This is a genomic window from Neobacillus sp. NPDC093182 (genome assembly GCF_044754045.1).
Genome location: NZ_JBIVOI010000026.1, coordinates 15,377 through 40,151, shown reverse-complemented (window position 1 = coordinate 40,151; position 24,775 = coordinate 15,377). Strand labels below are relative to the sequence as shown.

General features: G+C 39.4%; 27 protein-coding genes. 1 reads left to right on the top strand and 26 read right to left on the bottom strand.

What is annotated here, in order from left to right:
- Positions 1–45: 45 nt before the first annotated feature.
- The 17 genes from fin to metG form a co-directional block, all read right to left on the bottom strand.
- Positions 46–276, bottom strand: coding sequence for an anti-sigma-F factor Fin (gene fin, locus ACIQAA_RS30450; protein ID WP_063254885.1), 231 nt, complete (start codon positions 274–276; stop codon positions 46–48).
- A gap of 130 nt (positions 277–406) precedes the next feature.
- Positions 407–967, bottom strand: a complete 561-nt coding sequence (gene pth, locus ACIQAA_RS30445) for an aminoacyl-tRNA hydrolase (protein ID WP_402627107.1) — start codon at positions 965–967, stop codon at positions 407–409.
- Between the two features lie 313 nt (positions 968–1,280).
- On the bottom strand, positions 1,281–1,916 hold the full coding sequence (locus tag ACIQAA_RS30440; protein WP_402627104.1) for a 50S ribosomal protein L25/general stress protein Ctc: 636 nt from the start codon (positions 1,914–1,916) through the stop codon (positions 1,281–1,283).
- Positions 1,917–2,058: 142 nt separating this feature from the next.
- Positions 2,059–3,015: a ribose-phosphate diphosphokinase gene (locus tag ACIQAA_RS30435; RefSeq protein ID WP_402627101.1), complete on the bottom strand. Its 957-nt coding sequence runs from the start codon at positions 3,013–3,015 to the stop codon at positions 2,059–2,061.
- Positions 3,016–3,036: 21 nt separating this feature from the next.
- On the bottom strand, positions 3,037–4,410 hold the full coding sequence (gene glmU / locus ACIQAA_RS30430; RefSeq protein WP_402627098.1) for a bifunctional UDP-N-acetylglucosamine diphosphorylase/glucosamine-1-phosphate N-acetyltransferase GlmU: 1,374 nt from the start codon (positions 4,408–4,410) through the stop codon (positions 3,037–3,039).
- A gap of 382 nt (positions 4,411–4,792) precedes the next feature.
- The gene (gene spoVG, locus ACIQAA_RS30425; protein WP_003347151.1) at positions 4,793–5,083 is read right to left on the bottom strand and encodes a septation regulator SpoVG; all 291 of its coding nucleotides are present in this window, start codon (positions 5,081–5,083) and stop codon (positions 4,793–4,795) included.
- Positions 5,084–5,266: 183 nt separating this feature from the next.
- Positions 5,267–5,641: a 2-iminobutanoate/2-iminopropanoate deaminase gene (ridA, locus tag ACIQAA_RS30420; protein ID WP_402627095.1), complete on the bottom strand. Its 375-nt coding sequence runs from the start codon at positions 5,639–5,641 to the stop codon at positions 5,267–5,269.
- Position 5,642: 1 nt separating this feature from the next.
- The gene (gene purR, locus ACIQAA_RS30415; RefSeq protein ID WP_402627093.1) at positions 5,643–6,473 is read right to left on the bottom strand and encodes a pur operon repressor; all 831 of its coding nucleotides are present in this window, start codon (positions 6,471–6,473) and stop codon (positions 5,643–5,645) included.
- Positions 6,474–6,529: 56 nt separating this feature from the next.
- Positions 6,530–7,399 (bottom strand): 4-(cytidine 5'-diphospho)-2-C-methyl-D-erythritol kinase, encoded by an 870-nt coding sequence (gene ispE / locus ACIQAA_RS30410; RefSeq protein ID WP_402627091.1) that lies wholly within the window; start codon positions 7,397–7,399, stop codon positions 6,530–6,532.
- Between the two features lie 695 nt (positions 7,400–8,094).
- The gene (locus ACIQAA_RS30405) at positions 8,095–8,280 is read right to left on the bottom strand and encodes a small, acid-soluble spore protein, alpha/beta type (RefSeq protein ID WP_402627088.1); all 186 of its coding nucleotides are present in this window, start codon (positions 8,278–8,280) and stop codon (positions 8,095–8,097) included.
- A gap of 381 nt (positions 8,281–8,661) precedes the next feature.
- Complete coding sequence (gene veg, locus ACIQAA_RS30400) at positions 8,662–8,925, bottom strand: biofilm formation stimulator Veg (RefSeq protein WP_132097037.1); 264 nt, start codon at positions 8,923–8,925, stop codon at positions 8,662–8,664.
- A gap of 205 nt (positions 8,926–9,130) precedes the next feature.
- Complete coding sequence (gene yabG, locus ACIQAA_RS30395) at positions 9,131–10,015, bottom strand: sporulation peptidase YabG (protein ID WP_483874198.1); 885 nt, start codon at positions 10,013–10,015, stop codon at positions 9,131–9,133.
- A 124-nt stretch (positions 10,016–10,139) separates the two neighbouring features.
- On the bottom strand, positions 10,140–11,018 hold the full coding sequence (rsmA, locus tag ACIQAA_RS30390) for a 16S rRNA (adenine(1518)-N(6)/adenine(1519)-N(6))-dimethyltransferase RsmA (protein ID WP_402627085.1): 879 nt from the start codon (positions 11,016–11,018) through the stop codon (positions 10,140–10,142).
- Entirely contained in the window at positions 11,011–11,571 is a 561-nt protein-coding gene (rnmV, locus tag ACIQAA_RS30385) for a ribonuclease M5 (RefSeq protein WP_402627082.1), read from the bottom strand. The genes rsmA and rnmV overlap by 8 nt, the downstream gene beginning before the upstream one ends.
- A gap of 197 nt (positions 11,572–11,768) precedes the next feature.
- Positions 11,769–12,947: a ubiquitin-like domain-containing protein gene (locus ACIQAA_RS30380; RefSeq protein WP_402627079.1), complete on the bottom strand. Its 1,179-nt coding sequence runs from the start codon at positions 12,945–12,947 to the stop codon at positions 11,769–11,771.
- Between the two features lie 237 nt (positions 12,948–13,184).
- Positions 13,185–13,952: a TatD family hydrolase gene (locus ACIQAA_RS30375; RefSeq protein WP_402627077.1), complete on the bottom strand. Its 768-nt coding sequence runs from the start codon at positions 13,950–13,952 to the stop codon at positions 13,185–13,187.
- 109 nt (positions 13,953–14,061) lie between these two features.
- The gene (gene metG / locus ACIQAA_RS30370; protein WP_402627074.1) at positions 14,062–16,029 is read right to left on the bottom strand and encodes a methionine--tRNA ligase; all 1,968 of its coding nucleotides are present in this window, start codon (positions 16,027–16,029) and stop codon (positions 14,062–14,064) included.
- A 476-nt stretch (positions 16,030–16,505) separates the two neighbouring features.
- Here metG and ACIQAA_RS30365 point away from each other — a divergent pair, with 476 nt between their 5' ends.
- Positions 16,506–16,796: a transition state genes transcriptional regulator AbrB gene (locus ACIQAA_RS30365; RefSeq protein WP_174524443.1), complete on the top strand. Its 291-nt coding sequence runs from the start codon at positions 16,506–16,508 to the stop codon at positions 16,794–16,796.
- Between the two features lie 44 nt (positions 16,797–16,840).
- On the opposite strand, the gene rsmI is transcribed toward ACIQAA_RS30365, so the two are convergent.
- From rsmI to ACIQAA_RS30320, 9 genes are all read right to left on the bottom strand, one after another.
- On the bottom strand, positions 16,841–17,722 hold the full coding sequence (rsmI, locus tag ACIQAA_RS30360; protein ID WP_402627071.1) for a 16S rRNA (cytidine(1402)-2'-O)-methyltransferase: 882 nt from the start codon (positions 17,720–17,722) through the stop codon (positions 16,841–16,843).
- 17 nt (positions 17,723–17,739) lie between these two features.
- Positions 17,740–18,480 (bottom strand): tRNA1(Val) (adenine(37)-N6)-methyltransferase, encoded by a 741-nt coding sequence (locus tag ACIQAA_RS30355; protein ID WP_402627068.1) that lies wholly within the window; start codon positions 18,478–18,480, stop codon positions 17,740–17,742.
- 61 nt (positions 18,481–18,541) lie between these two features.
- Positions 18,542–18,913: a DNA replication initiation control protein YabA gene (yabA, locus tag ACIQAA_RS30350; RefSeq protein WP_179603579.1), complete on the bottom strand. Its 372-nt coding sequence runs from the start codon at positions 18,911–18,913 to the stop codon at positions 18,542–18,544.
- Positions 18,914–18,925: 12 nt separating this feature from the next.
- The gene (locus ACIQAA_RS30345; protein WP_402627065.1) at positions 18,926–19,753 is read right to left on the bottom strand and encodes a PSP1 domain-containing protein; all 828 of its coding nucleotides are present in this window, start codon (positions 19,751–19,753) and stop codon (positions 18,926–18,928) included.
- Positions 19,746–20,753, bottom strand: a complete 1,008-nt coding sequence (holB, locus tag ACIQAA_RS30340; protein WP_402627063.1) for a DNA polymerase III subunit delta' — start codon at positions 20,751–20,753, stop codon at positions 19,746–19,748. Before holB ends, ACIQAA_RS30345 begins: the two co-directional genes overlap by 8 nt.
- A gap of 30 nt (positions 20,754–20,783) precedes the next feature.
- Positions 20,784–21,113, bottom strand: a complete 330-nt coding sequence (locus ACIQAA_RS30335) for a cyclic-di-AMP receptor (RefSeq protein WP_045515592.1) — start codon at positions 21,111–21,113, stop codon at positions 20,784–20,786.
- A gap of 195 nt (positions 21,114–21,308) precedes the next feature.
- Positions 21,309–22,202, bottom strand: coding sequence for a carbohydrate ABC transporter permease (locus ACIQAA_RS30330; protein WP_402627058.1), 894 nt, complete (start codon positions 22,200–22,202; stop codon positions 21,309–21,311).
- A 17-nt stretch (positions 22,203–22,219) separates the two neighbouring features.
- Positions 22,220–23,095: a carbohydrate ABC transporter permease gene (locus tag ACIQAA_RS30325; RefSeq protein WP_402627056.1), complete on the bottom strand. Its 876-nt coding sequence runs from the start codon at positions 23,093–23,095 to the stop codon at positions 22,220–22,222.
- A 284-nt stretch (positions 23,096–23,379) separates the two neighbouring features.
- Positions 23,380–24,672 (bottom strand): extracellular solute-binding protein, encoded by a 1,293-nt coding sequence (locus ACIQAA_RS30320; protein ID WP_402627176.1) that lies wholly within the window; start codon positions 24,670–24,672, stop codon positions 23,380–23,382.
- Positions 24,673–24,775 lie beyond the last annotated feature (103 nt).

Genomic DNA, 24,775 nt, shown 5'->3' with positions numbered 1-24,775 from the left:
TATTTTAAAAAATAGAAAAATGCTTTGGAGTGCTTCCAAAGCGGTTTAATGAATGAGGAAATCATATTGGTGATAATCTGGATTTCTTTCTAATGCCTCCTGACAGTCCTCACATATGGCTGTAATGTTAATATTACCAGACAGATCATACGCGACCATCTCTTGTCTTTCCTGCTCCGTTAATTTATGAAGACCGAGTGCTTCGCTGTGTATCGATGACTGTTCAATGGAGCCTAGGTTCGTGCCGCAATGACGGCAATGGTAATGAATGGCCACTCAGGTACCCTCCCTATTCTACTACTATTAATAATAGTATTTACGGTGAAAAGGGAAGTTATTCATTTGATTTCTTCATAAAAAAAGAATTGTTTTAGTTTATGATAGTAAAGGTTATCTCATGAACGAATTACTGATTAAATTCATTCATTACCTGTAAAAATGGCTTTTCTAACCATGACTTACATGCTTCAGCACTCTTTTTTACTGCTTCCTTTGTTAATGGAGATTCCTCTTCGTTGAACCGTCCCAACACATAATCAGGAACTTTCATACCGTTTCTAGGTCGATCAATCCCAATCCTTATTCTGTTAAATTCTTGGGTCCCAAGATGTGCCACTGTGGATTTTATACCGTTATGCCCGCCAGCACTTCCTTTTTGGCGAAGCCTGATTTTTCCGGCTGGCAAGTCCAGATCATCGTAGATGACAACAAAATCTTCTAATTCAATCTGGTAATAGTCCATTGTCGCTCTAATGGATTCTCCAGAGAGATTCATATAAGTCAGCGGTTTTAATAAAACTACTTTTTCACCTTTATGAAAACCAATTCCAAATAGTCCTTTAAATTTTGATTGATTTAATGGAATATCTAATTGGTTCGCAAGCTCATCAATGACTTCAAATCCAATATTATGTCTCGTGTTTTCATACTGCTTCCCAGGGTTTCCTAAACCAACAATTAATTTCATTCTTATCCTCTCTTTCGGCCCAGTCCACCTGTTAAATAATTTTCGGAGCATTCTTTTCTCTCCCACTTAATAATACGTCTTTTTTAAATTAAATGCGACAAAAGACGTAACCCATTTAAGGTTACGTCTGAAAAATATTGTCTAGCTGCAGCGCCTAGGGGCTCGGGGTCATAAGCCAATCCGTCAAGAATGTTAAAGAGCAACCTTCTCGCCGGCTCGTCTTATGCCTGTCGCCCCTGTGCACAAAGGGAAGCTCCTTAGAATAAACTTCGCAGGAACAAGCTGTGCTTGTTCCGAAGGCGCTTCCGCTTTTCTATTCACCCACTGGATCAGTTTCTCTGCCTTCTTCGTTATCGGGGTGGCCGCCTTCTTGCTGCTCACCTGCATTGATTTCCTCTTCTTGTCGAGGAGGCAGAATGCTGGCGATTACTTCATCTTCTTCATGATTGATCGTAAATGATCCTTGAAAAAGGATATCGGAAACCTTCATTGTTTCGCCCACCTGGAGGTTACTTACATCTACTTCAATTTGCTGTGGAATTTCTGATGGAGTAGAGGTAATCGATAATTCATGAACAGACTGCTGAAGAACACCGCCATCCTTTACCCCGGCAGCCTCGCCAGTTAGGACGAGTCTAACAGTTACATTAATCTTAGAGGATTTATCAACGGCCAGAAAATCAACATGGATGATTTCCTTTTTAATAAAATCCTCTTGATAGTCAGATAAAATAACATCATGCTTACTGCCGTCTATATCAAGTGAAATAACTCCGTTCCTGCCTACATTTCGAATCGTTTTTGTTAAATCAGCAGAGCTGACAAAAACAGGTTTACTTTCAACCTTCCGCCCATAAATGACAGCAGGAATGTTACCAGTCTCTCTAATCCTTCTTAACTCCGAACTGCGTAATTCCTTACGTTCCTTTGCTTGTAAAACCGTACTCATGCGTTTAGTCACCTTCCTAGTTTTGTTCTTAACTGTCTCTATAAAAATTCCCCAAAACAGGAAGGTCTAAACATTTTATTTGATTAAAAAGCGGAAGCGCCTTGTTCAGCCCCGAGGGGCTAGGCGCTGGAGCTAGATTCGATTAATCAAATAAAGTACTTACAGATTGTTCTTCATGAACACGGATAATTGCTTCGCCCATTAAAGGTGCTACAGAAAGCTGAATGATTTTATCTGTCTTTTTCTCTTCCGGCATAGCGATAGAATTTGTAATAACTAATTCTTTAATTTTTGAATTTTGAATTCTTTCCATCGCTGGTCCAGATAAAACAGGGTGAGTACAGCAAGCATATACTTCTTTTGCACCGTTCTCTACGAGCGCATTTGCAGCAAGTGTAATGGTCCCTGCTGTATCAATGATATCATCAATTAAGATTGCAATTTTCCCTTCGATATTACCGACAATATTCATTACCTCGGCAACATTCGGCCGTGGACGACGTTTGTCAATAATCGCAATAGGTGCTTTTAATCGTTCAGCTAATTTCCGAGCTCTTGTTACACCGCCATGGTCAGGAGAAACGATAACGATGTCGCCATTAAATTCTCGCTTTTTAAAGTATTCCGCTAAGATCGGTACGCCCATTAAGTGATCGGTTGGAATTTCAAAGAATCCTTGAATCTGTGGTGCATGTAAGTCTAAGCAGATAACACGGGTCGCCCCTGCTGTTTCAAGAAGGTTTGCTACTAATTTAGCCGTAATCGGCTCACGAGCACGTGCTTTACGGTCCTGACGCGCATAGCCATAGTATGGCATAACAATATTGATTGTCTTCGCAGAGGCTCTTTTCAAGGCGTCTATCATGATTAACAATTCCATGATGTTTTCATTAACAGGTGAGCTAGTCGATTGAATGACATATACATCACAGCCGCGGATACTCTCTTCGATATTAATTTGAATTTCTCCATCACTAAATCTTGTTACAGAGCTTTTTCCTAATTCCACACCAATAACCTTGGCAATTTCTCTCGCTAAAGGCAGATTTGAATTTAGACTAAATACCTTTAAGTTTGGATCTAAGTATTGATTCGACATAATGCCCTCCAATATTCATGCTTATTTTTTCTTATTAAGCTTATCGACGTAGTTTTCCTTATTTACCTGCTGTGCACGTGCAATCGATAATGCATTGCCAGGAACATCCTTTGTAATCGTTGAACCTGCAGCAACGTACGCGCCTTCTCCAACGGTCACCGGCGCAACTAGATTAGAGTTACAGCCTATAAAGACTCCATCCTCAATCCTGGTCAAAAATTTATTTTTTCCATCATAATTAACCGTTATCGATCCACAGCCGATATTAACATCACTGCCAACCTCGGCATCGCCGATATAGCTAAGGTGAGAAGCCTTGCTTCCTTTACCGAATACAGCCTTTTTAATCTCAACAAAGTTCCCAATTTTCACTTCATCATGAATGTCAGAATCAGGTCTAATATGTGCAAATGGACCGATATTAACAAGAGAGCCAATCGAACTATTATAAGCGGCAGATTGACGGATTACCGTTTCATCTCCTACTTCGCATGTATCAATTTCTGAGTTAGGGCCGATTTGGCATTCTGAACCAATAACCGTCCTGCCTTTTAAGATTGTACCTGGAAGAACAATTGTATCCTGACCGATTACAACATCTGATTCGATGTATGTATTCGCAGGGTCAATAATCGTGACACCATTACGCATATGACTTTCATTTATACGGCTGCGCATAATTCTTTCTGCTTCAGCCAAAGCAACTCTATCATTAACACCTAACGTTTCTTCAAGATCAGTCGTTTGGAACGCAGTAACTACTTCTCCCTGATTTTTAAGGATTTCAACTACGTCCGGCAGGTAAAATTCGCCTTGAACATTATCGTTTGAAACCTTCTTCAATGCTTCAAACAAAGCAGCATTATCAAAACAATAAGTACCTGTATTAATTTCATTTATTTCCCGCTCTGTCTCTGTTGCATCTTTATGTTCAACAATTTTTTCAACAAAGCCATTTTCATTTCGAATAATTCGCCCATATCCTGTCGGGTCATCAATTCTTGCTGTAAGAATTGTTGCCTTTGCAGATAATTCCTCATGATGTTTAAATAATGACTCCATCGTTTCTGCTTTAATTAGAGGCGTATCACCACAAACTACAATGGTAACCCCTTCTTTACCCTCTAAGCTCTGCTGTGCCTGCATAACGGCATGTGCTGTTCCAAGCTGCTCCTCTTGCAGGGCATAATGGCTTTCTTCCCCTAATTGTGCTTTTACCAGTTCAGCTCCATGACCAATCACGGTAACCAATTCTTGAATATTTAGCTTCTTCACTTCATCAACAACATGTTGAACCATCGGCTTACCACAAACAGGATGTAATACTTTATATAGCTTTGACTTCATCCGGGTGCCTTGTCCTGCGGCCAAAATCACAGCATAACGATTAGACATGAACAGTCCTCCAATTTACCTTTTTATCCATACTCTTTTCTCAATTGTTGTTGCTTTTCGAAGTAAAATACGATTGATTGAGCACTATTTTTATATAAAAAGCCTTCACTTTATGAGAAAAGAGCCTGTAAACTTCGTTATAAAGCCCAAAATATCTTATTCCACGTTAAAATCGGCTTTATGATTTTAACAAACATGTTTATTAAAACAGCCTTATCCATTAAAAATATTAACGTAATTAGTCAGTCATTTCAAGGAATGTAAGAAAAGTGTCCGAATTTGTTATTTTGAAAAAATTAGAAGGAAACAACAGGAGGATGTATGGGGGAGAAATAAAAAAAGAGCACTACTTGTGTAGTAGGCTCTAGTTGAATACTACTTTCTAGGAAGCTCCGGCTTCTTCAAACTCTACTTCTAATTCACCTAAGCGGTGGTACTCAGCCAGTACAGCTTCTTGAATTTTTCCTCGCGTACCAGAGTTGATTGGATGCGCAATGTCACGAAATTCTCCGTCTGGAGTACGTTTACTTGGCATAGCGACAAATAAACCATTGTTGCCGTCAATAACGCGGATGTCATGAACAACGAATTCATTGTCTAATGTAATTGATGCAATCGCTCTCATACGGCCATCCGTGTTAACACGGCGTAATCTTACGTCTGTTACTTCCATGTGCTCACACCCTTTTCTTATGTTAAAAAGCTAGTGTTATTAATTCAACATGGTTTCTAGTAAATCCTTCTTAATCTATTAAATATTTTAAAAATATTTTAGACAAAATGGTGAACATTTTTAAAAGTCAGATATTTCAGTGTTAAATATAGTGGTTATAGAATAAAATAAAAAAACGCTCGATTATTTCACGAGCGCAATGACTTCAATTTCCACCAATGCGTCTTTCGGTAATCTTGCTACCTCTACACAAGAACGCGCCGGTTTATTGGTTGAGAAATATTCACCATAGACTTCATTAATTGCTGCAAAGTCATCCATACTTTTAATAAAAACAGTAGCCTTCACGACTGTTTCAAACGAAGCCCCTGCAGCTGTGAGCACGGCATCCAAATTTTTAAAAACTTGATGAGTCTGTTCTTTTATACCGCCCTCGATCATAACTCCCTCTGCAGTAAGCGGGATTTGACCAGAACTATAAAAAAGATTATTTACTATAATTCCTTGAGAATATGGTCCTATAGCGGCAGGCGCTTGATTTGTTTGAACAACTTTCATACTATTCCTCCGTTCTGCGTTTAAAATAATTACCTTCTGTAACCTGAATTCTCTTTTCTTTTACGTCCACATCCGTTAACTTAACCAGTGATTTGTATTCATCAACGAGTCGTTCTTCAATTTTTTCGGCTTCAACTAAAACGGCTATACCAGCTACTTGGGCATTAAATTCTTCCAGCAGGCTGATCATTCCCATTACTGTTCCGCCTGCTTTCATAAAGTCATCGACAATCAAGACCCTGGAGCCCTGAGCTAAACTTCTTTTTGAAAGAACCATCGTTTGAATTCTTTTGGCAGATCCAGAAACATAGTTAATGCTCACAGTTGGACCTTCCGTTACTTTACTATCTCGTCTTACGATCACAACAGGTGTATTCAACTGACTCGCTACAGCATAAGCAAGAGGAATCCCTTTTGTAGCTACTGTCATGACCACATCGATTTTAGTATTCACATAAGCTGACGCAATAATCCGGCCTGCTTTTTGGACAACGGATGGGTCACCCAAAATATCAGTTAAATACAAGTAGCCTCCTGGTAAAAGACGGTCAGGGTGTTCAATTAGCGAACATAACTCATTCACAAATGGTCTTGCCTCTTCATCACTTACATTTACAAAAAATTTCACTCCACCCGCCGCACCAGGTACTGTTTGCAGCGTTCCAATTCCTCTTTGTTCAAAGGTCTCCTTAACAATAGCTAAGTCTTCACTGATTGAAGATTTCGCAGAAGAGTAACGTTCAGCAAAGAAGGTAAGCGGTACCAGTTGGCGCGGATGATCAAGTAAATAGCTCGTCATATCAATCAATCGTTCACTGCGGCGAAACTTCATAGCAATCCTCCAAAAAGACGAATATTCTATTTATAGGATATCACTAACGTACGTTTTTAATCAAGAGTGTGTCGTTCACCGAGCATCCTTACAGCAAATACTTGGTCACAAAATCCTCTCAGCCCGTTATAGATTCGATGCATTCTTGAATCGTGCTGGACAATCCCAAAAACGGTTGGTCCGCTTCCGCTCATCAGTACCGCATCCGCACCAAAACGCTTCATTTGCTCCTTAATCTGCGCTACCTCTGGATGAAGTTTTAATGTAACATCTTCCAGGACATTTCCGACATTTTCACATACACTTTGATAGTCATTGTTTTGAATGGCTTTGACCATCTCATCAATTTTAGGGTGCTTCATTCCATTTAAATCTAAACGGCGGTAAACCTCCGCTGTCGAAACACCAATAAACGGTTTTGCTAAAATGACCCAGCATGTTGGCGGAGCAGGAAGGTCAGTAATCATCTCACCTCTGCCCCTCGCTAAAGCTGTGCCTCCATACACACAAAATGATACATCCGATCCTATTTCCGAACCAAGACTAGCTAATTCGTCCAACGTTAAACCGAGTTCCCATAATTTATTAAGGCCCCTAAGGGTTGCAGCCGCATCACTGCTGCCCCCTGCTAGTCCAGCCGCAACAGGGATTGTTTTTTCGATTGTTATTTGGACCCCTTTTTTAACTTGGTATCGGTCCTTTAATAATTGTGCTGCTTGAAACGCTAAGTTCCTTTGGTCATCAGGAACATAACGGTTATGTGAAAGAATATGTATTTTATCCTGTTCTAATAATGTTAGTTCAACCCGGTCCGCCAAATCAATCGTCGTCATGATCATTTCAACTTCATGAAAACCATCCGGACGCTTATATAAAACATCCAAGGATAAGTTGATTTTGGCTGGTGCTTTTACTAAAAGCTTCACTACGCACACCTACACTTCTATCGTTCATATATTTTTTCCTATTTTACCACAAAACTTCTGATAGGAAAAAAGTCTATTAATAATATTTAACGCTGCTTTCGCAATGTTTGTTCTTTTAGTATTTTTTCAATCCTTCCTTGTGAGAAAGGTATTTGGACAGCTTTGGCTTTTTTAGTGCTTGCCTTGTCCGAATGAGACCTTCATTCAGACAGCTTCGGCTTTTTTTGGGGCTTGCCTTGTCCGAATGAGACCGGTATTCGAACAGCTTCCGCTTTTTTTGGGCTTGCCTTGTCCGAATGGGACCGGTATTCGGACAGCTTCGGCCTTTTTTGGGCTTGCCTTGTCCGAATGAGACCGGTATTTGGACAGCTTCCGCTTTTTTTGGGCTTGCCTTGTCCGAATGGGACCGGTATTCGGACAGCTTCGGCCTTTTTTGGGCTTGCCTTGTCCAAATGAGACCGGTATTTGGACAGCTTCCGCTTTTTTTGGGCTTGCCTTGTCCGAATGAGACCTGCAAGAACTCTTTTACATACCTTTGATTCAACAATTACCGATTTTATCAACAGTATTTCTGAAAAGAGCAATATTTAAAGACCAGGGGGATTCTACCCTCTGGCCTTACCGTGGTGTTTGTTTTGTTTAAACATGAGAAGCGCAGTGCTGCGTTTAAATTTACTGACTGCGAACAGCCTGTTTTAAGAGTTTCTGTTGTTTTTGATCAGCTGCTCTGAGGCTAGTTCGATTGCTCTTTTCACCATGTTCCCTGCATCCTTAGCTCTGATGCCGCCCCAGCCCTCTTTTTGAACGACATCGTAAAAACCTAGCTCTTTTGCTAGTTCTTCTTTAAATTGACTAGACATTACACCTCTTCTTCTTGCCATCTAAACAACCCCTTTTTTACACTCACGGCACTATTAGTATGGTATTAGGAGATTTTTTCATTAGTTTTTTATTTGGCTGTGTTAAATTGGTCCGTTGATTTGTGCTCCATGCGCTTCGCTTTCCGCGGGCGGTCCGTGGAGCCTCCTCAGCGCTAAAGCGCCTGCGGGGTCTCCCCTGCCCCGTCCTCCCGCAGGACATTGAATTTTACATCCTGAATCAGCCCACGCACGAAGAAAATGCGATAGCATTTTCGAGGAGTCTCGCGCCTTCCGCACAAATCAACTTAGTTACAAAGTCAAAAATATCTCTAACACAGCCATTTATAAAAAGCAAAAGGCAGAAAATCGGATGATTTTCTGCCTTAAAAATTGCCCTATATTCTAACTTAAAGCTATGTTTCCTGCTGCATCTTCATAGAAGGTTATTTGAACCGTTTCAGTAAGTACATCAGCATAGCTGTATGAAACTCGTTCAAATGAATTCTCTTCTTGATCTAACTCGATTACAAAAACCGAAGGGTACGTTTCGGCTAATACGCCTGATCGTTCGATTGTTTTTCTACGTCCTCCGTTTGCCTTGAGCAACAATCTTTTCCCTAAATTTGAATCAAGAGCCTTTTTGATATCGGCTAAGGTTTTTGGCATTCGGTCCACCTCACTGTGTAAAGTATATCACACTGACATAGTCCTTGTCAAATAAAAACATAAAATTATATCAGTCCGACAAAAAGATTGTCAATATCTTTTCTTCTACTTTTTCTCCTAATTTTCAACAATCATTATAGTTTCCTTAACAAGGGCGGATTATGTGTATATAAAAAAAAAAAGCCTTTATTTTTTTCCTAAAGACTTATGACTCTTCTTCCTGGACAGGATTATAAGGCATTCCTGTTCGTAGAACTCCTTTAGTTTCAATGCCTCCCAGTCCTTTTTCTCCTGTAAGTGTGTTTCGTAATACATCCCAAACATTGATACTTTCCATAAACGGCGTGAAGCTGATCTTCGCAACGATATAAACAGGGTCTAGTGCGTGTATATTGATTCGTGATGGGGAACTAGCAAAATTTGCTCCTGCATGTATCAAGGACTCAAAGTGTGATTGACAGGCACCTGCAAAAATGACGAGTTGATCTAAATGAGGTATTTTCCTGCGTGCCTCCTTGACGGTTTGGACGAAGTGTTTCGAATGGCGGTATGCATTAATATCTGTTATCTTCCCCTTCGCCTTTGAATAGGCATCATGGCCAGTAATGACTAAAATATCAGGACGGTATTGATCGATTAAACCACCAATTTTATTTGGCATTTCCTTTTCATTACAATGAATGCCATAGACAGGAATACCGATTTTCTCGTATAAAGTCATGCACTTTTGTAAGTAATCAGAGTCTCCATCTAAATGAAGAACCTTACCTGGCATTTGAAAGTAATTGGCGGGCTGAACATAACCGCCGGTTGCTTCATAATCCTGCCTTTGCTTTAGTAAATCAACGTCCTGTGCAAATAAACGGAAGGATTGCTCCTCAAGGGTTTTGTATTGCTGTACGATTTTTGACCTTACATTTGGATTTATCACTACTAAATCCTCGTAAGGTGCATCTGCCATCAAACGAATATCCTCACCATATAGGATTGCAAATTTCTGGCCATTTAGTGTTTCAATATCAATGACTCGGAATAGAATATCACAGTTATAGGACCGTCTGCCGACAATATCCATCTTCTTTATATTCACTGCTGTCACTCCAATTAGACCAGCATATAGGCCTTCCAAATAAAGTTTCTCTGTGTTAGGCTATGCAGCTACACATGATTTTGTGAATGGCCTCCTAAAGCCAAAAAAAATAGACCATAAAGGTCTATTGGAAATAGTGAAGCAATTCGTCACTCAAACGGCCAAATTCCTGAACAGACAGGGTTTCCCCTCTTCTTGTCGGCTCAATACCAGCTGCGTTTAGTGCACTGATGATTTCTTCCTTCTTTTGTTTTCCATCCGGAAGCTGGCTGGTCAAATTATTTAGTAACGTTTTTCTTCTTTGGGCAAAACTTGCTCGTGTTACTTGGAAAAAGAACGTTTCATCTTTTACGATAACCGCTGGTTCTTCCCTTTTTGTTAAGCGAATGACAGCCGAATCTACATTTGGCTGTGGAACAAAGACTGTTTTCGGGACAATCATAACGGTCTCCGCCTTTGTATAGTACTGTACAGCGATGGAAAGTGATCCGTATTCCTTTGTCCCCGGCTTTGCTGAAATGCGGTCTGCGACCTCTTTTTGAAGCATACACACGATGCCTCGAATTGGGATTTGTTCCTCCAAGAGTTTCATTATAATCGGAGTCGTTACGTAATAAGGAAGATTGGCCACAACCATAAGGTCATCGGTATTTGTAAATTCTGTTTCTATGACTTCCTGAACGTCGGCCTCCAGTATGTCTTTATGTATCACTTTTACATTTTCATATGGTGAAAGAGTATCCGCCAATATTGGCAATAATCTCTGGTCAATTTCAAAAGCAACAACTTTTTTACTCCTGCGGGCAAGCTGTTCTGTCAGAGCTCCAATACCGGGGCCAATTTCAATCGCCCCTGAATGGTCGCCTAATTCAGCAAAATCAACAATTCTATGTAAGATATTTGTATCAATTAAAAAGTTTTGACCCAGACTTTTCTTAAAAGAAAATCCATATTTTTCAAGTATCGCACGTGTACGAATCGGGGTAGCAATGTCTTTATTCATTTTTTTCCTCCTGTGTCACAACCGCAAGGGCTTCTGCAAATTCCTGCTTGCTGATTTGGAACATCATTAATCTTTTATATAATTGTTTCCCATTGGTATAACCAATTTTCAAAAGTTTTCCCAACAGGATCCTGCGTTCTTTTGAACCTGGTCCTCCAACGAGTCCGGCCATAATTAAATCCTCTTGTGTGATTTCCTCTTGGATGGTCTCTGACATGGTTTGCGCGTCTTTTAATGCGTTCCTTATCGCCTCTAGAGAAGCATGTTCCACGCCAAGACCTTTTCCGTTTTTAGCGATCGCTACTTCTTTCGGCAGGAAAGCATGTTTTGCACCGGGTACTTTTTCCGCAATCGTTTTTCTGATTTTTTCTCCTGGAAAGTCAGGGTCTGTAAAGATGATAACCCCTCTTGTTTCTTGTGCTCTTTTTATTTTTTCGATGGTTTCTTCATTAATTGCAGAACCATTGGTTTCAATCGTGTCTGCATCAACTGCTCGTTTAATTGTGGTGGTATCGTCTTTTCCTTCCACCACAATGAATTCCTTAATCTTCATTATTTCCTCCGCACATGAATGATAAAAAGATAAAATATATTGAAAAAAAAATGAAACATTTTTGTAATGTCCATCGTCTATATTAACAAATGCATTCATATTATTTAGTAAATAGCTTGATGTGTTCGATGTAAGTATAAAGAATATTTGAGAAAAAGCAAAATGCAGAGGCTGATTACACCTCTGCAGCATGAAGCTTATTGTAATATCTTTATCTTTACCTTTCTGACTCCCCAGCGGAAAGCCTCCGCCTTTGTTGGAAAAAAAACATCAATCTTGTGTCCCTTTATGGCACCGCCAGTATCAGCTGCTACAGCATAGCCGTAGCCTTCCACATAAACCTTCGTCCCCAGGGGAATAACTCGCGGGTCGACTGCAATTACTTTTGCACCTGGGTTAGCACGCAGATCAAATCCCGTAGCTGTTGTTCCTGAACAGCCGTTACAATAGGCAGTATAGGCAGTAGTATTAACATAAAACTCAGTTCCAGTTTCTGCTCCACGGGAAACTTGAATATCTAATTCCTTCGTTCCGACAGCCACAACTTTATCGAGTTTTTCTCTAAGTTTCTGCTCACCAATTAATTTTCTTGAAACTTCTTTACCATTTTCCAAGATGACTTCATATTCTTTCGAAACAAGTCCCTGTTTGCCTTCATTAACAGTTATTTGTTTTCCTTTTTCTAAGCCCTCATCCTTCTTTGTGATAACGGCAAATTGAATTGGTTCTTCCACTACATCGGTGACTTTTTCTACGCGAATGACATTAATAACGCCATCCTTTTGCAATGTCTCTGATAATGACGGTTCAACTCGGTCAAATTCATTAAGTTTAATACCCTGTTGTGTTAAAAAGTCAGCGACCGTAGCCGAAGTGGACCATACCTGCTGCTCGTTCCCGCCGTCAACTAGTGTAAGATGAAGAGCGAATTTAATGCGAATATCCATCTTGCTTTTGATCGTTTCCTGCGGTTTTGGTGAAATTTCATCCTGTTCGTTCAATACAATTTGTTGTTCTTTTAGTAGTTCAGCGACTGTACCTGCTGTTGTCCATATCGTTTTTTTCTCGTTGTCTTGGACAATTTGAACCTGCTTTGCTTGCTTCCAGACAATTTTTTGATTGTCTTTCACCTTAGCGTCAGCTGAAGGTGACAAGTAGTCTTTTGAGTTGAGCGGTATTTCCAGTTGTGCGAATACTTCCTTAACTGTATTGGCATGCGTTTTTATTACTTTTTGCTGTCCGTTAAGAGTCAGTGCTAACGTTTTCTTAGATCCTTCATAGTATGAAAAACCAAGAAGTGCTGCTAAAACTACAAAACTAGCAAAAGTGATCGCCAACCTTTTACTACTCAAAGACTTGGAAAACAGGTTTTTCATGTTTTTGAATACGATGAAAAACGCCTCCTTCTCTCGGAGAGATTATTGAGAACCATGCTGTCGGCTGTCAACCCTTGCATTTGTTGTGAACGTATTTCCTATTATGCATATAGTTGGGAAATTTGCAAAGGGAAACTTATCGACACGGTTATCCTATGAGGAAAAGGAGACGTGTAGAACTTTAAGTTATAGTAAAAAATTCGGACAAGCTTCTATTTACTTCGACAAGCTTGTCTATCAGTTTATGTCGAATAATTTTTTCGCATTAGCAGTGGTTATTTCTGCAACTTCTTCAAAGGATATCCCTTTGATTTCAGCAATTTGCTCTGCAACTAACTTTACATATCCTGGTTCATTGCGTTTTCCGCGATACGGATGAGGAGCAAGATATGGGCAATCGGTCTCAATCAGCAGTTTTTCTATTGGAACCACGCCTGCCACTTCTTTGGGTTTTTTAGCATTTTTAAACGTAACAGGACCGCCAAGTGAAATGTAAAAATTCATTTTTAGACATTCTACTGCAACTTCAGGACTTCCACTAAAGCAATGCATAATTCCTCCAACCTCTGCTGCACCCTCCTCCTGTAAAATTTCTACAATATCTGCTGTTGCTTCCCGATTATGGATAACAATTGGAAGTTTTACCTTCTTGGCCAGCTGAATTTGCTTTCGGAATACCTCTTTTTGGATATCCTTTGGAGACTTGTCCCAATGGTAATCTAGTCCCATTTCTCCGATTGCGACTACTTTTGGATGGGCAGCTAGTTCTTCAATCCAAATCAGGTCCTCATCTGTCATATCAATAGCGTCTACCGGATGCCAGCCTACGCAGGCATAGATAAAGTCATACTTTACAGCAAGCTCCATGGCTCTTTTTATAGTCGGTCTGTCAAAGCCCACACAAACCATATGGGATACTCCTGCTTCTTGGGCACGTTGAATAACATCCTCAAGATCTTCCTCATATTGTTCAGCGTTTAAATGTACATGCGTATCAAATAACATGAACCTATCTCCTTTTTTGTTTTTCATCACAATTTCCTGTCGAACATGGAAAGAAAAAATGGAAATGCCACGAAATTTGTTTCACGTGGAACATTTCCATTCAAAAATTCTACTTAACCTTCGAGCCGTTAGGTAATGTTTGGTCAACTGTGGCAAGCGACAAAGCCCCATCTTGTGATCCTGCTAATATCATTCCTTGTGATAATTCACCACGCAGTTTCACCGGCTTAAGGTTTGTAATACATATTACTTTCCTTCCAACTAGCTCCTCAGGTTTATAATATTGAGCAATACCTGAAACGACTTGACGTTTTTCATAGCCTAAGTCTAACTGAAGCTTTAACAGCTTATCTGCCTTTTTAATAGGTTCAGCTTGAATAACTTCTGCTACTCGCAAATCAATTTTCATGAAGTCATCTATAGCAATCTCAGCGATTTCCTCTGGCTTTTCGGCTTGCTTTTCTTCTTGCTTCTCCTCAGCAACGGGAGTTGAACCTCCCATTTTAGCGCGGATAAATTCTACTTCATCTGCAATTTCAAGGCGCGGGAATAAAGGATTTCCTTTAGAAACCTTCATTCCGCTTGGAATAGCACCGAAACCTGCTAAACTATCCCATGTTTTAAGGTCTTCGTTGTTAACACCCAGCTGTTCATAAATACGATTCGGTGTCACAGTTAAGAATGGCTGAAGCAGTACTGCTGTTCTTCTTAATGATTCAGCTAAATGCACCATTACACTTGCCAGCTCATCCTTGCCTTCTTCTGATTTTGCCAATGTCCATGGCTGTGTTTCATCAATATATTTATTGGTACGGCTAACTAATTGCCAAATGGATGTTAAAGCAACTGAAAATTCCATTTTCTCCATGGCTTCCTCATATTTCGAGACTGTTTCTCGGTTTACTTGAAGCAAAGCTTCATCGTATTCACCCGTAGAACCCGAATAAGTTGGAATAATGCCATCGAAATACTTCTCAATCATCGCAACAGTACGGTTTAATAAGTTACCCAAATCATTGGCTAAATCGAAATTAATTCTTTCAACAAAACCTTCTGGTGTGAAAACACCGTCAGCCCCAAATGGCACTTCTCTTAGTAGATAATAACGAAGGGCATCAAGGCCATAGCGGTCAATTAATGTAACAGGATCCACTACATTTCCCTTTGATTTAGACATTTTTCCGTCTTTCATTAAAAGCCAGCCGTGAGCAAACACCTTTTTAGGAAGTGGAAGATCCAAAGCCATTAACATGATCGGCCAATAAATAGTATGGAAACGAACGATTTCTTTCCCAACAAGATGAACATCTGCAGGCCAGTAATTCAAATATTTACTATCATTCTCTGTTCCATAACCGAGGGCAGTAATGTAATTAGATAACGCATCGATCCAAACATAAATGACGTGCTTTGGATCTCCTGGTACTTTTACTCCCCAATCAAAGGTCGTTCTCGAAACGGCTAAATCCTCTAAACCAGGCTTAATAAAGTTATTAATCATTTCGTTTTTCCGTGATTCTGGCTGGATAAACTCTGGATTTTCTTCATAGTATTGCAACAGTCGATCGACATATTTACTCATTTTAAAAAAGTAGGATTCTTCTTTGACAATTTCTACGCCTCTGCCGCAATCAGGGCAATTTCCTTCAACTAACTGACGGTCAGTATAAAAGGATTCGCACGGTGTACAATACCAGCCTTCATACTTGTCCAGGTAGATATCCCCCTGTTCAAGCAGTCTAGCAAAAATCTTTTCGACAATTTGCTTATGTCTCTCTTCCGTTGTTCGAATAAAATCGTCATAAGAGATATCAAGCTTTTTCCATAAATCCTTAATTCCATCTACAATTTCATCAACATACTGCTGCGGGGATATCCCCTTTTCCTCTGCTTTGCGCTGGATCTTTTGCCCGTGCTCGTCTGTTCCTGTTAAATACATAACATCAAAACCGCGCATCCTTTTATAGCGTGCCATTGCATCCCCTGCTACAGTGGTATAAGCATGGCCAATATGTAAATTTCCGCTCGGATAATAAATCGGAGTGGTGAGATAAAAGGTTTTTAATTTTTCTTGCATTTGATACCCTCCTAATAGTAAACAATCGACATTTCTATTAAAACATTATTACCTTTTTTCATCCTCTTATATCATCAAAATATACCCAAAAATCAATAATTGTGCAATAAAGCCCATTTATTAATGGTAGATTAATTTTATCATTTTTCAACCTCCCCCCCAAAAAAATAAAACCTCTGCGAAATTTATATTAATGAAATAGTTGATTATTGTAGTTTTTTGTCGAATTTTACAAAGACATTAAAATTCTAATATAAAACGCAACAATAATGTTAAAAACCTGTTTCACCTGAATGGTCATTCATTATACATTGGTATATCAACATTCCTGTAAAATGATAATATTTGCCAGTATTTTTTACTATAAAATAATTGACGAAAATGGGAATGGCTGGTATTATAAATTTATAAAAATAATGTCGAATAATGACGAATTGATAGAGAAATAAATTACTAGGTTAAATAAGAGAGGAGCTATTAAAATGAAATCTACAGGTATTGTACGTAAAGTTGATGAATTAGGTCGTGTAGTAATTCCAATCGAATTAAGAAGAACACTTGGTATCGCTGAAAAAGATGCACTTGAAATCTACGTTGATGATGAGCGCATTATCTTAAAGAAATACAAGCCTAATATGACTTGCCAAGTTACTGGTGAAGTTTCTGATGATAACTTAGCACTTGCTGGCGGAAAGTTAATACTTAGCCGCGAAGGTGCAGAACAGCTAGTAAATGAAATCAAAAGCCAATTTGAATTAGTAAAATAATATAAATGAAGCTCCTCCTAGATCAGGAGAAGCTTTTTTTATGATTATTGGTCGATATGGTACGCCTGGTACACCTCACGTTTGTTTATGCTGCGATCTTTCGCTGTTTGTTTAATTGCCTCTTTTGATGGAATATCTTTTACATTTATGTAGTGATTTACATGTTCTTCAATCGACAAGGTTTCCCACCAGGAACTTTCTTCTTCCTTTAGTTTACTTTCATCCGCACCTTCAATGATCAAACAAAATTCACCGCGAATTTCATCCTGATGAGCCCATTCCAATACTTCAGATAAGTTTCCTCTTATAAATTCCTCAAATTTTTTCGTTAATTCCCTGCAAATAGCCGCTTTACGATTACCGAGAATTTCATACATTACGGTTAAGGTTTCTTTAAGTCGATGCGGCGACTCGTAAAAAATTAGAGTTCCTGTTTGTTTCTTTAGGCTCTCCAATTCAGATTTCTTTTCTTTTTTACTTCGATTTAAGAATCCATAGAAATAGAAGGGCTGACAGGTAAGTCCTGAGGCAATTAATGCTGGGAGGGCTGCATTAGCTCCTGGTAATGGTACTACCGTTACCTTTTCACTGATTGCAGCCTCTACAAGCTCATACCCTGGGTCTGAAATTGCCGGCATACCAGCGTCACTCACCAAAGCAATTTTCATGCCTTCCTTGATTTTATGGATAAGCTTTTCCCCGCTTGATTCTTTATTATGCTCATGATAGCTGACAACTGGGGTTGGAATTTCAAAGTAATTGCATAATTTCTTTGTATTTCTTGTATCCTCTGCAGCAATCAAATCCGCTTCCTTTAAAATCCTTACAGCACGAAAACTCATGTCCTCAAGATTGCCAATTGGTGTTGGAACAAGATAAAGTATTCCTTTTTGCGCCTCGTTCTCAAAACTCTTTTGCTGCCACATCTAACCACAACCCCTTACTATTCTCCATATAAAATCTTTCTAATTTCTGCTGTGTATTCCCCCTCTTCATTATAAACAAATAAGGGAGGAAGTATTTTTAAATCTGGACTGCCGTCTTTAATCGCTTCAATTAATAATGTATTTGCCTCTTTTCCCTGCTTTGGATAAACAAACTGGATGCGCTTCGGTTCAAGGCGATACTGTCGCATGACCGTAATGATATCCATCAGCCTTCCTGGACGATGGACAAACGCTACCTTCCCACCCTGTCTCACCAGCTGACTCGAAGCCTTCACCGCATCTTCAAGAGTACATAGGATCTCATGACGGGCAATCGCCAGATGTTCATTTGGATTTATTTCTTCTTTTGATGGAGTTAGAAAATAGGGAGGATTGCAGGTAACGACATCATATTTTCCATAACCCAATTGTTTTGGCATTTCTTTTATATCACCATGAATCATCTGCAGACGTTCCTGAAGATTGTTATATTCAATACTCCTTACTGCCATGTCATAAAGACGTTCTTGAATCTCTACACCGACAATATTCCCCTTTGTACGGGCACTTAAAAATAATGGAATAACACCATTTCCACTACAAAGATCAATGATATTCCCTTTTTGTATCGGGACATACACAAATCGAGCAAGCAGAACCGCATCGAGCGAAAAAGCAAAAACGGAAGGACTTTGAATAATCCTTAGATTCTCTGCAAGCAAGTAATCGAGCCGCTCATCACCCTTTAATATAACCATCACTATACACCTCTAAATAATATGTAAAAAAATGAGGCTGACCTGAGTCAACCTCTTCATGTTATTTCTTATTAAGAAAGGAGAGACAAAATAAGCAATCGCCTTCCTTACGTAAGCTTCCAAAATGAAGATTACAAATGTGAAATCCTTCTTGGTACAGACGAGCAAGATTATCATAGCCTTCTCCGATATCTAAAGTCCGATCTCCGGCAGACACACGAGAAGTTGTCCCTTTTTTAACTTTCTCATCCTTTTTTTCTTTGTCCGTGGTTACATCTAAACGGCGTCTTAGATGTTCATTTTCTAGTTTTAAATAGTGATTCTCTTCTAGTATTTCGGCTAAATGCTGCTTTAATTCCCCGAGCTGTTGGTAAAGATGGCCAATTTGTGTTTCCATATTACTTACTGATTCAAATATCTCTTTTTTATCCACGTCGCACACCTCTTAATCTGTGGATTGTATAGACAAGGCACCCTCTTTAATGATTTCGTCCAATGTATACTCCAGAACTCGATCCTGTTCCTTTAGTTCCACCTGAAGTACCCGCTCTAATATATTTAATCCTACCACTTTTCCTCGACCTTGAGGAGTTTCAATCATTTCGCCTAAATCAGGCAACTGCTCCTTAGCAGCTTCATATTCATCATTTTCATATTTTAAACAGCACATCAGTCTGCCGCATAACCCGGATATCTTGGTAGGATTCAATGAGAGATTTTGGTCCTTTGCCATCTTAATGGACACAGGATCAAAATCACCTAAAAATGTGGAACAACACAGCATCCTTCCACACGGACCAATTCCTCCAAGCATTTTTGCTTCGTCCCGGACACCGATTTGGCGCAATTCAATCCTTGTCCGAAAAATGGACGCTAAATCTTTTACTAACTCACGAAAATCAACTCTTCCGTCAGCAGTAAAATAGAAAATCACTTTATTTCGGTCAAATGTATATTCAACATCGACTAGTTTCATATCTAATTGATGTCCATTTACTTTTTCATTACAAACATCATATGCTTCCTGGGCAGCTTGTTTATTTTCTTCAACGATCATTCGATCCTTGTGATCTGCAATTCTCACTACCTTTTTTAAAGGTAAAACGACATCGTGCTCTTCAACCTGTTTACGCGGAACAACTGCCCTGCCGTATTCTACGCCGCGCACTGTTTCGACAATTACAAAGTCGTCCTTTTGAATTGAGAGGTCTCCAGGATCAAAATAATAGATTTTACCCGCTTTTTTAAAGCGTACTCCTACAACATCATACAAATGAAGATCCCTCCTGCAAATTCAACACAAGCTCTTCCATCATTAGCTGCGGATTCATATTCGCCGCAAGCTTCCTTTTTGCCTCGAGAATAGCCGACATTTGATCCGATAACCGCCGTCCGGATGTTTCAAGAGCATACTGTCTTAACCGGTCACTTTCAGCTTTAAAGACGATTTGCTCCTGTTTATCTAATTGTATATATAATAAATCCTTAAAAATAAGAAGTAAAAGATCTAAACCACGATTAATCTGTTCTTTCTCTTTAAAATGTGAGAACCAATCTCCTTGAAGAGTAACCATTGCTTCTAAAGAATTTTTTCTCAACACCTCATATAATTTTAACACTATTTTTTGAGCTTGTGCAAACCAATCATCGACATTTAATTCATAGGCCTCATCAAGGTTATTTGTCAGCTGTGCTAATAAGGGCGCTTTCATTGGATTTACGCCGTTTTCAGTCAGTTGATTAATCATCGCTAATGGAGATAATGGTTTAAATGATAAAATTTGGCACCGTGAAAGGATGGTTGGCAGCAGCTGCTGAGGCTGCTCTGTTAATAGAAAAGCTGTTGTTTGTGAATTCGGTTCCTCAAGGAACTTTAACAAACTATTTGCCGCACTCACACTCATTTTATCGGCGTCACTAATCATATAAACCTTTCTTGACGATTCCACACCTTTTTTTGAGAACTCCTCCTGGAGATCTTGAATTTGTTGTTTCTTAATCGATAACCCATCAGGCTCAACCTTATGGACATCCGGGTGATTACCGCTATTAATACGACGGCAATTATGACAGGTCTCACATGGTTTAAAACCTTCTATTACAGAATCACAAAATAAAGCTTTTGTGATTAACAAGGCGATTTCTTTTTTTCCAGTCCCTCTGATTCCCTCAAGTAAATAGGCGTGGGCGACACGATGCTTTAACATACTGTTCTTTAACATTTTTAGCACGGCAGGCTGAAGTTCTTCTAGTTGATCCCATGTTTTCACCAAGTTCATCACCCACTTACATTTATGATAGATTTAGAAATGCATATATTGTTCAATTGGAAGAACGAAAACGGTAGCACCGCCGACCTCAACTTCAACCGGATAAGGTACAAAAGAGTCTGCATTTCCTCCCATAGGGGAAACGGGCGCCACTAATTGATCCCGTGATTTACAGTTATCTTTTATGATTTGCAAGGCACGATCGACACGAATATCTTCTGTTCCAATCATAAAGGTGGTGTTGCCAGATTTCAAAAAGCCGCCTGTAGTTGCCAGCTTTGTGGCTCTAAAATTATTATCAACCAGTGCTTTTGATAACCGATTGCTATCCTGGTCCTGAACAACAGCGATGATAAGTTTCATCTCTACCAGCCCCTTCGTCAACATTCATTTATCTTTCCTATATTATAACAGGTATTTGTCCTTGTTACATTGATATTCGACAGAGGTTGTTTTCGAAAGTTGTCTGTTTTCTTTTATGGGCTGCCTAATCCATTTTCCCTGCGCATTTATATACAAAAAAAACTGACTCATTTTCAAGTCAGCTTTTCCTCATCATCAACCTTTTACAGATCCTGCTGCAATACCTTCTACAATACGATCACTTAAAATAAAGTAAGCTATTAATACCGGAATAATACTAATCATCAATGTGGCACCTATTGCGCCCCAATCAGTCAAATACTGTCCTACGAAATTGTTTACCCCAACGGTTATTGTTTTCCACTTGTCAGAGCTCAGGAACGTGTTAACAAATACGAATTCGTTCCAGTTATAGATCATGTTGATAATGACAGTGGTTGAAAGTACCGGCACGGTCATTGGAAGTGTAATTTGGAAGAAGATCCGGTGGATGGAACAGCCATCCACAACGGCTGCTTCTTCAATCTCCCGTGGAATGGTTTTGTAAAATCCAGTTAATATCATAATCGTAATCGGCAAGTTAAATGCTACATACGATAAGATAACGGACATTGGATTATCAATCATATTCGCCGTTTTAAAGAAATTAAATAATGGAATTAAGGTTGAATGAAGCGGAATCATATATCCAGCCATAAACAAGCCAAGGACTAATCCACTTAATTTCCATTCCATTCTCGTAATAGCAAACGTTACAAAGCTAGCAAGTATAACGGTAAGTACAACCGCCGCTACCGTATACAACACACTGTTAAAGAAGTAAACATCGATGTGGCCTGCTGTCCAAGCCTTCGCATAGTTGCCCCACTGTGGGTCTTGCGGAAGTGCAAACGGGGACATCCCGAAAACTTCCTGATTGGTTTTTAAGGAAAACAGGAACAACCATAATAACGGGTAAACCTGTATGATTGCAATAACTCCCAAGATAAAATAAAGAATTCCGTATCCAATTTTGTTTCCTAGTGTCTTACTGGTTTTATAAGAAGCTGATAGGGTCGTTTTTTGTGTTTCTAATGCAATCTTACTCATATTTTTCACTCCCCTTTTTAATAGTCAACATCTTTTGTATTAAGTAATTTTTGAATTACCCATGTTGCAGCAATACAAATGATTAATAAACCGAATCCAATGGCACTTCCGTACCCAAAGTTGTATTTGCTGAATGCTTCTGTATACATGTAAGAGGCCATAACCTCAGAGGCACCGTTAGGACCGCCGCCTGTTAGGACGAAAATCAAGTCAAAGTACTTTAATGAACCGACAATTGCCAGGATGACCATGACCCTGATTACACCTGCGATTAAAGGAACCTTAATTTTATAAGCAATTTGAATAGGAGTCGCTCCATCAATTTTTGCAGCCTCGATCAGTTCTTCGGGAACATTTTTTAATGCTGCATAGAAAATAATGATATAGAATCCTGCATATTGCCAAACGATTGGAAAGAAGAGAGCGTATAATACGATATTAGAATCCGCTAACCATAGCGGAGGATTGTCAACGCCAATCAACACTAGCAATCTGTTAAGCATACCGTTCGTAGGGTCAAAAATTTTCGCCCAAAGCTGTCCGATAGCTACAGAAGATAATAACATCGGGATTAAGTAGATTTTTCTTAAGAAGTTAGCTCCTTTGATTTTACTAGCTAAAATCAAGGATAAAATTAAATAGCCAACCAAGCTCAAAGTGGAAAAAAGACCGAGCAATAGGGAATGCCATGCACTTTGCCAAAACTTTGTGTCTTTTGCTAATTCAATGTAATTCTCTAAACCAATAAACTTCATCTTGCCGATGCCGTTCCAGTCCATTAGACCGTAATAACCAGTTAGGACAATTGGGATATAGATTAATAGCAGAATAAGAAGTAACGATGGAAGTACGTAAAGGCTGATTACCCATTTGTTTGACATTACACTTTTCATGTTTATACTCCCTTCTTATTTGAAAGACTGTGTTAAATTTGTCTGTTGATTTGCGCTCCAGGCACTTCGCTTTCCGCGGGCGGTACGGGGAGCCTCCTCAGCGCTAAAGCGCCTGCGGGGTCTCCCCTGCCCCGTCCTCCCGCAGGAGTCTTCGTACCTTCCGCGCAAATCAACAGAGTGCCAATATCAACATTCGCCTTTAACACAGCCATTTGTAAAAGTGGCTAAAATGATAGAGGGCATATCCTGTATGCCCTCTACACTGAGATTTTAATTAGGCGATTTTACTTTTTCTCTTCAGCAAGTTCATCCTTGTGTTGTTTCACAAAATCCTCAGGTGTCACTTGTTTTCCAAATAGAGCTGTTACTAAATCATGGTGTAATTCAGATACTGCTGGGCTGGATTGAGTATCAAAGTATGTTGTAACATTTGATGCTTCGCTCAAATCCTTTAAGATTTCAATGTACATTGGAGCAAGGTCCAGGCTTGCTGTGTCTACTTTCGTTGCAGGAATAACACCAGCGTCGATTACTGATTTTTCTCCCCATCTCTTTACAAGGTATCCAACGAAGTCTTTTGCTTCTTCTTGAACTTTAGATTCTTTTGCTACGAATAAACCAACACCAGGGCCGCCTACGTAGCTGTCGATGCTTTCTCCTTTTCCGCCTTCATATGTTGGGAACTTGAAATAGCCAATCTTATCTTTGAATTCTTGTGCTACGTCAGGGCTTGTTGTGTAATTTGGTAATTCCCAAGTAGCTGTTAAGAACATCGCTGCTTGTTCGTTCATGAAATAACCTTTTGCATCGTCGTTTGATAATGCGCTTGAACCTTTAACGAATCCACCCATATCTACTAGGTTTTGTACTTCCTCAGCTGCTTTTACGATCGCAGGGTCGTCCATTTTTGCTTTACCTTTAATAACGTCTGTTAGAATCGTAGATCCGCCAATACGGTCTGCTAGATACATGAACCAGAATGATGCTGGCCAGCCGTCTTTCGCACCAACAGTTGCAGGAACAACGCCATTGTCTGCTAAAGTTTTTACAACCTTTTTATACTCTTCGAAAGTCTTTGGAACTTCTAAATTATATTTCTCAAAAATTTCTTTGTTGTAGAATACATAAGAAATATTTAATTCAAGTGGAAGACCATATGTTTTTCCATCTACTGCATATGATTCCTTTACACCAGGGATAAACGCATCTTTAAGGTCTGCATCGTTTTCAACAACATCATCTAGTGGAGCTAACATGTCACCTTCAACATAAGGCTTGATAAAACCATCTGACCAAGTCATACCGATATCTGGTAGTTCATTAGAAGAAGCTAATACCTTAAGCTTTTCGCGGTATTGATCTGGGTTTAAGATTTCAGTTTCGATTTTAATATCTGTGTGCTCTTTTTCATACTCTGCAATCACATCTTTTACAATAGAGAACTGAGCATTTGAGCTGCCTTCCGGCCATAAATGCATGAATTTAATAACCTTTTTACCATCGGCACTACTTTCTTCTGAAGAACTTGAAGAAGAACATCCTGCAAGTGCTAGAGAGAGCAGCATGATGACTGACATGAAGATTGCAACCGTTTTCTTATTAAACAATTGTGATTCCCCCTATGACCTTTTCTTTGTTTTCGCTTACATTTATATCTTACATTCAGACAGTTCTGAAAAA